Genomic DNA, 10,849 nt, shown 5'->3' with positions numbered 1-10,849 from the left:
ATTCCTTTACGTCTCACCCCACGAACCCTCCCCCCCCACCCCCCCCCCCCCGGCAGGACACACCACAACCCCCCCCCCCCCCCTTGCTGGTTCCCCCCCCCCCCCCCCCCCCCCCCCCCCCCCCGCGGACGGTCACAGCGCCTGGGCGGCCGGCTTCACCATGCCCCGCACCGTGCGGGACTTCACGAAGTCGCCCATCGCCGTCATCTCCCACTCCCCGGAGAACTGGCGGATCAGCTTGGCCATCATCACGCCGGTCTGCGGTTCGGCGCCGGTGAGGTCGAAGCGCACCAGCTCCTCCCCGGTGGTGCCGTCCAGGAGGCGGCAGTAGGCCTTCGCGACCTCGGTGAACTTCTGGCCGGAGAAGGAGTTGACCGTGAAGACCAGGCCGGTGACCTCCTGGGGGAGGCGGCCGAGGTCGACGGTGATCACCTCGTCGTCCCCGGCGCCCTCGCCGGTGAGGTTGTCGCCGGAGTGCCGGATCGCGCCGTTCACGATCTGGAGCTTGCCGAAGTAGCAGCTGTCGACGTGGTTGCGCCGCGGGCCGTACGCGATGACCGAGGCGTCGAGGTCGATGTCCTTGCCGCGGTACGCCGGCTCCCAGCCGAGGCCCATCTTGACCTGGGAGAGCAGCGGGCGGCCGCCCTTCATCAGGGAGACGGTCTGGTTCTTCTGGAGGCTGACCCGGCCCTTGTCCAGGTTGATCTTCCCGGTTACGGGGGCGGCGGGCGGGGCCGGGGGCGCCGCGGGCGGCGCCTGCGGGGCGGCCACCGGCGGGGCCGGCGGGGCGACCGGCTGCGCGGGCGCGGGCGCCGGCGGGGCCGCGGCGGCCGGTTCCTCCACCGTGACGCCGAAGTCGGTGGCGATGCCGGCCAGGCCGTCGGCGTATCCCTGGCCGACCGCGCGGACCTTCCAGGCGCCGTTGCGCAGGTAGATCTCGACCACGACCAGGGCGGTCTCGGCACCGAGCCGCGGGGGGGTGAAGGTGGCCAGGACGGTGCCGGCGTCCGCGTCGCGGATCGTGGCCGTCGGTTCGATGCCCTGGAAGGTCTGGCCGGCGGCGTCGGGGCTCGCGGTGACGACGATCCTCTCGATGCCGGACGGCACGGCCGTGGTGTCGACCGTGACGGCGTCGGGGGCGGTGCCGCCGCCGGAGCGGTAGGTCACGCCGGGACCGGTGGGCTGGTTGTAGAAGATGAAGTCGTCGTCGGAGCGCACCTTGCCGTCGGCGGCGAGCAGCAGGCCCGATACGTCGAGCCGCACCGGAGCGGCGACGTCCACCGTCACGCGGGCGGTGGGGAGGGGAATGTTCGAGCCAGGGGTCATAGCGGTCATGCCGGGTGAACGAGCGAGGGTGTTTTGCCGTTCCCTTACCCGGGCGCCGCCCGGCGGGCCCGCGAAGCCCCCCGCACCCCGCGGCTTCCGCCCTCCCCGGGGGGCGGAAGCCGCACGGCGGGAAGGCCTACGGCACGACCACGATCTTGCGGCCCGCCCCCGCCGCGAACTGCTCCAGCGCCTCGGGGTACCGCTCCAGCGGGACGCGGTCGCTGATGAGGACCTCCGGGTCCAGGACACCGCCCGCGAAGAGGTCCGCCGCCCGTTCGAAGCTGTGCAGGACCGCCATCGAGCCGGTGATGGTGATCTCCTGGTTGTAGATGCGGTACGGGTCGATCGTCACCCGCGTCGCGTAGTCGGCGACGCCGAACTGGAGGAAGGTGCCGGCCTTGGCGACGCGGTCCAGGCCGTCCTGGATCGCCGCCGCGTTGCCCGTGGCGTCGACGACGACGTCCCAGCCCTGCGGGCGGTCCAGCTCGTCGGCGTTCGCGGCCGAGGCCGACACGCCCAGCCGGCGGGCCGTCTCCAGGCGCGCCGGGTTCACGTCCACCACGTCCACGCTCGCCGCGCCGGTCCGCTTGGCCAGCTCCAGCATCATCAGGCCCATCGTCCCCGAGCCGTAGATCAGCACCCGGGCGCCCAGGCGCGACCGGAGCACGTCGTAGCCGCGCACCGCGCAGGAGAGGGGTTCGATCAGCGCCGCGTCCTCGGTGCGGACGTGCTCGGGCAGCTTGACGCAGTTCGCCACCGGGGCCACCGCGTACCGCGCGGCGCCGCCGGCCGTGGTGACGCCGATCGCCCCCCAGCGTTCGCACATGTTGTTGTGGCCGATGCGGCAGTAGCGGCACTCGTGGCAGTAGAGGGAGGGATCCACCGCCACGCGGTCGCCCACCGCGACCTCCGTGACCCGCGTGCCGACGCCGACCACCTCGCCCGCGAACTCGTGCCCCGGCACGATCGGCAGCTCGGGCGCGAACTCGCCCCGGAGGATGTGCAGGTCCGTGCCGCACAGCCCGCAGGCCGCGACCTCGACGACGACCTCGCGCGGCCCGGGCGTCGGGTCCGGGACCTCGGCGACGACGGCCTTGCCCACGGACTCGATGACGGCGGCCTTCATTTCACGGCTCCCAACGACAGGCCCTGGACGAGTTTGTCCTGGGCGGCGAACCCCGCGGCGAGCACCGGCAGGGAGATGACGAGCGACGCGGCGCACACCTTGGCCAGGAACAGGCCCTGGCTGGTGATGAAGCCGGTCAGGAAGACGGGGGCGGTCTCGGCGACCACGCCCGTCAGGACCCGGGCGAACAGCAGTTCGTTCCAGCTGAAGATGAAGCAGATGAGCGCCGTCGCGGCGATGCCGGGCAGGGCGATCGGGGCGATCACGCGGGCCAGCACCGTCGGCAGCCGGGCGCCGTCGATCCGGGCGGCCTCGATGATCGCCACCGGGACCTCGGCGAGGAAGGACTGCATCATCCACACCGCGATCGGCAGGTTCATGGAGGTGTGGAGGACGACCAGCAGCCAGATGTTGTCGAGCATCCCGGCGTTCTTGGCGAACAGGTAGACGGGCAGCAGGCCGGCCACCACGGGCAGCATCTTGGTGGAGAGGAAGAAGAACAGGACGTCCGTCCACTTCCTCACCCGGCGGATGGACAGGGCGTAGGCGGCGGGCAGGGCCAGCAGCAGGACGAGCAGGGTGGAGGCGACGGACGCCACCGTGGAGTTGATCAGGGCCGGCCAGGGGCTCGCGCCGCCGCCCGCGCCGAAGAACTCGCGGTAGCCGTCGAGGGTGAGGGCGGCGGTGAAGGACGGCGGGTTGGTGGCCGCGTCGGCCTCGGAGTGGAAGGACGTCAGCGCCATCCAGGCGATGGGCAGGAAGAACACGATGCCGGCCAGCCAGGCGACCAGGCCGAGACCCGCGGTGCCGCGGAACCGGCCGCGGGCGCGTACGGCGGTGCTGCTCATGCGCGGGACACCTCCTCGCGGAACAGGGACGACACCACGCGCAGGGCGAAGGTCGCGATGATGAGGGAGCCGATGACGACCAGGACGCCGGCGGCCGAGGCGAGGCCGTTCTCGTGGGCCTGGTAGAAGGTCTGGTAGACGGTGTAGGGCAGGTTGGCGGTGCCGAGGCCGCCGGAGGTGAGGGTGAAGACCGCGTCGAAGTTCTGCACGATGTAGATCGAGCCGAGCAGGGCGCCCAGTTCGAGGTAGCGGCGCAGGTGGGGCAGCGTGATGTGGACGAAGATCTGCCAGTCGCCCGCGCCGTCGACGCGGGCCGCCTCGATCTGCTGCTGGTCCCGGCTCTGCAGTCCGGCGAGCAGGATCAGCATCATGAACGGGGTCCACTGCCACACCAGTGCGGCCTCGACGGCGATCAGCGGGGTGCCCGAGATCCAGTCGGGCTGGGGACCGCCGACGTAGTGCAGCAGGCCGTTGAGCAGGCCGTACTCGGGGTTGTACAGGACGTGCTTCCACAGCAGGGCCGCCGCGACCGGGACCACCAGGAACGGGGCGATGAGCAGGGTGCGGACGATGCCCCGGCCGCGGAACCTCCGGTCCAGGAGCAGGGCGAGGAGCAGTCCGAGGACCAGGCTGGCCAGGACGACCGCCACGGTGAGCAGGACGGTCGTCCAGACCGACGCGCGCAGGGCGGGGTCGGTGAGGACCTCCCGGTAGTTGTCGAGGCCGGCGAAGCGGCGGGCGTCGGGGTAGAGGGAGTTCCAGTCGAAGAAGGAGATCACCAGGGTCGCCACGAAGGGCAGCTGGGTGACCGCGATCATGAAGATCAGGGCGGGCAGCAGCGGGGCGCGGGTGGCCCAGGCGCGCAGCCGGGCGGAGGACCGGCGGGGGGCGGCGGGTGTCTGCGGTGCGGCCGCGGGGGCCGCTGTCGTGGCGGTCATCGTCCCTCGTACTCCTCGGCGATCTCTTCTGCGAGCTGCTGGGACTTCTTCAGCGCCGCCGCGACGGACTGGCGTCCGGCGATGGCCGCGCTGATCTCCTGGGAGACCTTGGTGCCGAGATCGGTGAACTCGGGGATGCCGACGAACTGGATGCCGGGCGCCGGGCGGGGCTGGACGCCGGGGTCGTCGGGACGGGCCTGCTCGATGGCCTTCCTGGTCATCTCCTGGAAGGCGGCGGCCTCCGCGCGGTAGTCGGGGTGGGCGTAGGTGGAGGCGCGCTTGCCGGCCGGGACGTCGGACCAGCCGCTCTCCTCGCCGACGAGCTCCTCGTACTCCTTGCTGGAGGCCCAGGAGACGAACTTCCAGGCGTTGTCGGGGTTGCGGGAGGCGTGCTGGATGCCCCAGGCCCAGGTGTAGAGCCAGCCGGAGGACCCGGTCCTCTCGACGGGGGCGGGCGCGTAGCCGACCTTGCCCTTGACGGGGGAGCCGGCGGCCTCCAGGGAACCGGCCGCGGAGGTGGCGTCGTACCACATGGCGACCTTGCCCTGGGTCATGTGGTTCAGGCACTCGGCGAAACCGGCCTGGGCGGCGCCGGACTCCCCGTGCTCGCGGACCAGGCCGACGTAGAACTCCGTCGCCCGTCGCCACTCGGGGGAGTCGAGCCGCGCGTTCCAGTCCTCGTCGAACCAGGTGCCGCCGAAGGTGTTGACCACCGTGGTCAGCGGGGCCATGACCTCGCCCCAGCCGGGCAGCCCGCGCAGGCAGATGCCCTTCATGCCCGGCTCGGCCCCGTCGAGTTCGGCGGCGAGGTCGGCCACCTGCCGCCAGGTGGGCGCGGCGGGCATCGTGAGGCCCTCCCGCTCGAAGACGTCCTTGCGGTACATCAGGAACGACGACTCGCCGTAGAAGGGCTGGCCGTAGAGCTTGCCGTCGTCGCCGGTGAGGGACCGCCGCATCGGTTCGAGGACGTCCTGCTGGTCGTAGCCGGGGTCCTCCTCGACGTAGGAGTCCATCTCGTGCAGCCAGCCGTTGCGGGCGTAGATGGGGATCTCGTAGTTGGACAGGGTGGCGACGTCGTACTGGCCGGCCTGGTTGGCGAAGTCCTGGCTGATCTTGTCGCGGACGTCGTTCTCCGGCAGCACGGTGAAGTTCACCTTGATGCCGGTGTCCTCGGTGAAGTGGGCCGCGGTCAGTTTCTGCAGCTCGACCATCTGCGGGTTGTTCACCATCAGGACGTTGACGGCGTCACCGCCGGCTCCGGTCCCGCCCGCTCCGACCCAGCAGCCGGAGAGCAGCGGGGCGAGCAGCGTCCCTGCGGCGACCGCGGCGAGTGCGGCTCGCGGTCTCCGTCGGCTCTGGGTTCGCATGGATCGCTCCTGGACGTAGAGGGAGAAAGCGGGCGTCACCCGGTGCGGGTCGGCCCGAGGGGGGCGTGAAACGGTGTGCTGATGCTGGTGTGCCGGTCCGGTCCTGCTCAGACCCGGACGACCTGGGGTCCGAGCAGGGAGTAGCGGTGGGCCTCGGCGGCCGGGAGCAGGGTGCTCGTGACGATCGCCTCCAACGCGCCGACCTCGGCGAACCGGCAGAAGCTGACCGCCCCGAACTTGGTGTGGACGCCCGCGAACACCACGCGCCGCGCGGCCCGCAGCGCCTGCGCCTTGACCTCGCCGACCGCCGGGTCGGGCGTGGTCAGACCGTGTTCGCGGGAGATGCCGTTGGCGCCGATGTACGCCAGGTCGATGACGAAGCCGGAGAGCATCCTCGTCGTCCAGTGGTCGACGGTGGCGAGCGTGCCGGAGCGCACCCGGCCGCCGAGCAGCAGCACGGAGAAGGCGCCGGCCTCGGCGAGGGCGCCCGCGACCGGCAGGGAGGCGGTGACCACGGTCAGCGGCCGGTCCCGGGGCAGGGCCTCGGCGATGAGCTGCGGGGTGAAGCCCTCGTCGACGAAGACCGTTTCGGCGTCCCCGAGCAGCTCGGCCGCGGCGGCCGCGACCCGGCGCTTCTCGGGCACGTGGCTGGTGGAGCGGAAGGCGAGGGTCGTCTCGAAGCCGGCGCTCTCCACGGGGCAGGCGCCGCCGTGGGTGCGGCGCACCAGGCCGTGGTCCTCCAGGGCGCGCAGGTCCCGCCGTACGGTCTCCTTGGCCACGCCCAGACCGGCGGCGAGCGCGGTGACCTCGACCGAGCCGGTGGCGCGCGCCAGCCGCACGATCTCGCGCCGGCGCTCCTCGGCCGTCCCGGGGCTCATGGGTCCGACCACCTGCTTCCTGAACTCGCTGCCCGTTCGGGCCCGGTGCGGCCCTCGCAGGATGTTCTACAGCGGGTGCGTGGTTCTGACCAGGCTCGTCGTGTGTTCGTTCCTGCCCGTTTGTGCCCGTTCGGATCGGGCGGTGCCCGTCCCGGACCTGCGTCGGGGCGGCCGGGGGCGTGGGAACGGGCGGGGCGGATGCCCGAACGCGGGGGGGGGGGGGGGGGGGGGGGGGGGGGGGGGGGGGGGGGGGGGGGGGAGGGGGGGGGGGGGGGGGGGCCTCCCCCCTCTCCCCCCCCCCCCCCCCCCGCCGCGAACGTCGATTTCGCGCCGCCGGGGCGCGCGTGGGTGCCGTCAGTGGGGCCAGATCGGCGGGTCGGTGACGAAGTGGCCGCCCAGGCGGGCGTGGGCCGGGTCGTCCGGGTCCAGCTCGCCCTGCTCGGCGAGGAGCTTCTCGGCGTACGGCTCGGAGTCGTCCTGCGGTTCGTAGCCCAGCGCCCGCGCGGAGGTGAGGTCCCACCACAGGCGGGTGTTGGCGGAGGAGCCGTGGACGACGGTGTGGCCGACGCCCTCGGCGGTCAGGGCCGCGTGGAAGAGGCGGGCGCCGTCGGCGGGGCTCATCCACACCGAGAGCATGCGCACGCTGGTCGGCTCGGGGAAGCAGGAGCCGATGCGCACGGAGACGGTCTCCAGGCCGTGCTTGTCCCAGTACAGCTGGGCGAGGTCCTCGCCGAAGCACTTGGACAGGCCGTAGAAGGTGTCGGGGCGGTGCGGGGCGCCGACCGGGATGAGGGGGTCGTCGCCCCGCGGGCGCGGGGTGTAGCCGACGGCGTGGTTGGAGGAGGCGAAGACGATGCGTCCGACGCCCTCCTCGCGGGCGGCCTCGTAGAGGTGGTAGGTGCCCTCGATGTTCGCCTTCAGGATCTTCTCGAAGGGGGCTTCCAGGGAGATGCCCGCGAGGTGGATGATCGCGTCGACCCCGCGGACCGCCTCGCGCACGGCCTCCCGGTCGGCGAGGTCCGCGACGATCGCGTCCGGCTCGCCCTCGACCGGGCGCAGGTCGAGCAGGCGCAGCTGGTAGCCGTAGTCCGGGAGCAGGTCCCGCATCAGGGTGCCGAGCCCGCCGGCGGCGCCGGTGAGCAGAACGGTGCGGGGAGCGGGCATCCTCGGGTCTCCTTGCGTCGGCGGCCGTGCGCGCGGGGCACGAACGTGCACGTGGACGCACGGCATTCATAAGTGTGGACACGCTAAGGAGGTGGGGCGTGGCCCGTCAAGTGTCGCCCCTCTCCTCGTCGAACGGAAGAATCCGCTGGTGTACGCCGGGTGGAGGCGCTTGACCGGCGCGCCGGGGGCGGCTTAGCGTGGAGCCGTTCAGAGATGTAGACGGTAATCAAGAATATGGACCTGGGAGAGCTCGTGACGTCAGCCCCTCTCACCGCCCGGCTCAGTATCCCCGGCGGGCCGCTGTTCTTCCCGGTCACCGCGTACGGGCCCGACGGCACCGTCGACCTCGACACCTACCGCGCCCACGTGCGGCGCGGGGTGGAGGCCGGGGCCGCCGCCGTGTTCGCCTGCTGCGGCACCGGGGAGTTCCACGCGCTGACGCCCGAGGAGTTCGAGCGGTGCGTGGCGGCCGCCGTCGAGGCGGTCCGGGGCCGCGTCCCGGTCGTCGCGGGCGCCGGGTACGGCACCGCCCTCGCGGTGCGCTACGCCCGGCTCGCCGAGCGGGCGGGGGCCGACGGGCTGCTCGCCATGCCGCCGTACCTGGTCCGGGCCGCGCAGGAGGGACTGCTGCGGCACTACCGGGAGCTGGCCGCCGCGACCTCCCTGCCCGTCGTCGTCTACCAGCGCGACAACGCCGTCCTCGCCCCCGGGACCGTCGTCGAACTGGCCCGCACGGACGGCATCGTCGGCCTCAAGGACGGCCACGGCGACCTCGACCTCATGCAGCGGACCGTCAGCGCCGTGCGCACCGGGGCCCCGGGCGACTTCCTCTACTTCAACGGGCTGCCCACCGCCGAACTGACCCAGCCCGCCTACCGAGGCCTCGGCATCACCCTCTACTCGTCCGCGGTGTTCTGCTTCGCCCCCGAGATCGCCCTCGCCTGCCACACGGCCTTCCGCACCGGCGACGAGGCCACCGCCCACCGCCTGCTGGACGGCTTCTACCGGCCCTTCGTCGAACTGCGCGACCGGGGCAGCGGCTACGCCGTCTCCCTCGTCAAGGCCGGCGTGCGCCTGCGCGGGCTGGACGTCGGGGAGGTCCGGCCGCCGCTGCACGAGCCGGCCGAGGACCACGTCAAGCAGCTCGCCCGGCTGATCGAGCGGGGACAGGAACTCCTGGAGGAGGACAAGTGAGGGCGTCGGCGTTCGTCTACCCCTGGGACGTCAACGGGGACCCGGAGGCACCCGCGCGGATCGCCGCGCTCGGCGCGGCACAGGTGACGCTCGCCTCCGCCTACCACTCCACCCGCGCGCTGACCCCCCGCCACCCGCGCCACCGCGTCGTCACCGCCGAGCACGCGGCCGTGCTCTACCCGGTCGGCGAGCGCTGGTCCGGCCGCGCCCTGCGCCCGTACCCGGCCGGCGACTGGGCCCCGGGCGACGCCTTCGGCGAGGCCGCCGGCGCGCTCGCGGACGCGGGGCTGGAGGTGCACACCTGGGTGGTCCTCGCGCACAACTCCCGCCTCGGCGCCGAGCACCCGGACACCTCGGTGGTCAACGCCCACGGGGACCGCTACCCGTGGGCGCCGTGCATCGCCCAGCCCGCCACCCGCGCGTACCTGACCGACCTCGCCGCCGAGGCGGCGGTGCGGCCCGGGGCGCGCGGCACCGAGCTGGAGTCCCTCGGCTGGTACGGGCTGGCCCATCTGCACGCCCACGACAAGACCGCCGGCGTCGGCCTCGGGGACGCCGGGCAGTACCTGATGTCGCTGTGCTTCTGCCCGTCCTGCCGCGACGGCTACGGCGCCCACGGCCTGGACGCCGACGAGCTCGCCGCCGCCGTCCGGGGCGCGCTCGAGCCGGTGTGGCGGGGGGCGGCGCCCTCCGGCGGAGGCTGGGCGGGGGTCGAGAAGCTCCTCGGCGAGGCGACGGCGAACGCCACCCGCGCCTGGCGCGACGAGACGGCCCGCACGCTCCAGGAGGCGGCGGTCCGGGCGGTGCGGGAGGCGGCGCCCGAGGGCTTCCGGGTGCTGCTGCACGCGGATCCGGTGTCGTACCACTGCGGCGCCAACGCCGGCGTCGACCCCGCGCACGTCCTCTCCGTCGCCGACGGCGTGGTGGTGCCCTGCGCCCAAGGCCCCGGCCTGCTCGCGCCGTTCGCGCGGGAGGGCCGCGAGGACGCCGTCCTCGCGGCCAACTTCACGGTGGTCTCCGGCATGGGCGGCAGCCCCGGCACCCTCGCGGCGGACGCGGCCGAGGCGCGCCGGCTCGGCGCGACGGAGCTGCGGCTGTATCACGCGGGGCTGGCGTCGGACGGGGACCTGGAGGCGGTGCGCTCGGCGCTCGCCGCGCTCTGAAGCAGCGCCACCGCCGGCAGCGCGAGCCCCGGGGCGACCGGCGGCAGCCGGTGGCCGAGCGGTCCGGCCAGGGCCGCGCCGGCCGCCGGCCCGAGCCCGTTCGGCGTGAACACCGGCGTCCGGGCGGTGGCGGCGACCCGCCCCGGCAGCGGTCCGGGCGTCTCGCGCCGCACGCCGGCGCCGGCGGTTCGTCCGGCACGGCGCGCAGCGCCACCGCGGCGGCCGGCGGACCGGTCCCGTGCGCCGCGAAGCGCCGTTCGCCCAGGCGGCGCAGGGCGGGACCGGGGAGCAGGCCGAGGGCCACCGGGCCCGCTCCCGGACCGCGTACAGCACACCGGCGTACGCGGGGGAGCGGCCCGGGCCGTCCACGACGGCGTACACCAGCGCCCCGTTCCGTCCCGCGCGCAGCACCGTGGCGCCGCCCGCCGGGACCGGCGGGCGCAGCAGCGGGTGCGACCACGGGGAACGGGCGCCCCGCGCCGTCCGCTCCCGGCGGCCGCCCGCGGACGGCCCGGGCCGCTCCTCCCGCACGCGCGGCAACGCGTACAGCACCGTCGCGCGCAGGAGGGCGACCGCGGCGAGGAGGGCCACCGTCCTCCCGGGAGCACCCCACCGGGAGGTCCGCGGCCCTCCGCGACGCCGGGGCCGGGTCGTTCGCGGAGTTGCCGGTGCACACGGAAGCGGCGCGGCCGGTCGCCGTGCGGACCCCGCGCTCGCGGGACGGCCCCCTCACGGCCCCGGGGGGGGGCGGGGGGGGGGGGGGGGAAGGGGGGGGGGGGGGGCGGGGAGAGGGGGGGGGCGGTGGTTCCACGGGGATGGGGGGTGGGGGGGGGGGTGCGGCCGGG

The 10,849-nt window shown here is 74.2% G+C and carries 9 protein-coding genes; 2 read left to right on the top strand and 7 right to left on the bottom strand.

The features are described from left to right. Window positions 1-132 precede the first annotated feature (132 nt). The 7 genes from ACZ56B_RS13125 to ACZ56B_RS13095 form a co-directional block, all read right to left on the bottom strand. Window positions 133-1,326: a TerD family protein gene (locus ACZ56B_RS13125; RefSeq protein WP_468789291.1), complete on the bottom strand. Its 1,194-nt coding sequence runs from the start codon at window positions 1,324-1,326 to the stop codon at window positions 133-135. Between the two features lie 136 nt (window positions 1,327-1,462). Beyond that, on the bottom strand, window positions 1,463-2,452 hold the full coding sequence (locus tag ACZ56B_RS13120) for a zinc-dependent alcohol dehydrogenase family protein (protein WP_468789289.1): 990 nt from the start codon (window positions 2,450-2,452) through the stop codon (window positions 1,463-1,465). Continuing rightward, a complete protein-coding gene (locus ACZ56B_RS13115) occupies window positions 2,449-3,300 on the bottom strand; it encodes a carbohydrate ABC transporter permease (RefSeq protein ID WP_468789287.1) in 852 nt (283 codons plus the stop codon). Before ACZ56B_RS13115 ends, ACZ56B_RS13120 begins: the two co-directional genes overlap by 4 nt. Then, window positions 3,297-4,238 carry a carbohydrate ABC transporter permease gene (locus tag ACZ56B_RS13110; RefSeq protein ID WP_468789285.1) on the bottom strand — a complete coding sequence of 314 codons (942 nt, stop codon included), beginning with the start codon at window positions 4,236-4,238 and terminating at the stop codon, window positions 3,297-3,299. The genes ACZ56B_RS13115 and ACZ56B_RS13110 overlap by 4 nt, the downstream gene beginning before the upstream one ends. Then, the gene (locus tag ACZ56B_RS13105) at window positions 4,235-5,605 is read right to left on the bottom strand and encodes an ABC transporter substrate-binding protein (RefSeq protein ID WP_468789283.1); all 1,371 of its coding nucleotides are present in this window, start codon (window positions 5,603-5,605) and stop codon (window positions 4,235-4,237) included. Before ACZ56B_RS13105 ends, ACZ56B_RS13110 begins: the two co-directional genes overlap by 4 nt. Window positions 5,606-5,712: 107 nt before the next feature. After that, window positions 5,713-6,483 carry a DeoR/GlpR family DNA-binding transcription regulator gene (locus ACZ56B_RS13100; RefSeq protein ID WP_468789281.1) on the bottom strand — a complete coding sequence of 257 codons (771 nt, stop codon included), beginning with the start codon at window positions 6,481-6,483 and terminating at the stop codon, window positions 5,713-5,715. A 354-nt stretch (window positions 6,484-6,837) separates the two neighbouring features. Continuing rightward, a complete protein-coding gene (locus ACZ56B_RS13095) occupies window positions 6,838-7,647 on the bottom strand; it encodes an NAD-dependent epimerase/dehydratase family protein (protein ID WP_468789279.1) in 810 nt (269 codons plus the stop codon). Window positions 7,648-7,899: 252 nt separating this feature from the next. Here ACZ56B_RS13095 and ACZ56B_RS13090 point away from each other — a divergent pair, with 252 nt between their 5' ends. Then, window positions 7,900-8,841: a 5-dehydro-4-deoxyglucarate dehydratase gene (locus ACZ56B_RS13090; RefSeq protein WP_468789277.1), complete on the top strand. Its 942-nt coding sequence runs from the start codon at window positions 7,900-7,902 to the stop codon at window positions 8,839-8,841. After that, window positions 8,838-10,004 (top strand): hypothetical protein, encoded by a 1,167-nt coding sequence (locus ACZ56B_RS13085; RefSeq protein WP_468789275.1) that lies wholly within the window; start codon window positions 8,838-8,840, stop codon window positions 10,002-10,004. Before ACZ56B_RS13090 ends, ACZ56B_RS13085 begins: the two co-directional genes overlap by 4 nt. The last annotated feature ends 845 nt before the right edge of the window (window positions 10,005-10,849 follow it).

Source organism: Streptomyces sp. NPDC034670 (assembly GCF_055574875.1).
Note: the sequence above shows the minus strand (reverse complement) of the source record. Positions and strands in the feature narration are given on the sequence as shown.

What these genes read in the sequence shown, in the direction of transcription:
- ACZ56B_RS13095 (WP_468789279.1), bottom strand. Translation starts at nt 7,647, where the DNA reads ATGCCCGCTCCCCGCACCGTTCTGCTCACCGGCGCCGCCGGCGGGCTC.
- ACZ56B_RS13105 (WP_468789283.1), bottom strand. Translation starts at nt 5,605, where the DNA reads ATGCGAACCCAGAGCCGACGGAGACCGCGAGCCGCACTCGCCGCGGTC.
- ACZ56B_RS13100 (WP_468789281.1), bottom strand. Translation starts at nt 6,483, where the DNA reads ATGAGCCCCGGGACGGCCGAGGAGCGCCGGCGCGAGATCGTGCGGCTG.
- ACZ56B_RS13120 (WP_468789289.1), bottom strand. Translation starts at nt 2,452, where the DNA reads ATGAAGGCCGCCGTCATCGAGTCCGTGGGCAAGGCCGTCGTCGCCGAG.
- ACZ56B_RS13115 (WP_468789287.1), bottom strand. Translation starts at nt 3,300, where the DNA reads ATGAGCAGCACCGCCGTACGCGCCCGCGGCCGGTTCCGCGGCACCGCG.
- ACZ56B_RS13125 (WP_468789291.1), bottom strand. Translation starts at nt 1,326, where the DNA reads ATGACCCCTGGCTCGAACATTCCCCTCCCCACCGCCCGCGTGACGGTG.
- ACZ56B_RS13110 (WP_468789285.1), bottom strand. Translation starts at nt 4,238, where the DNA reads ATGACCGCCACGACAGCGGCCCCCGCGGCCGCACCGCAGACACCCGCC.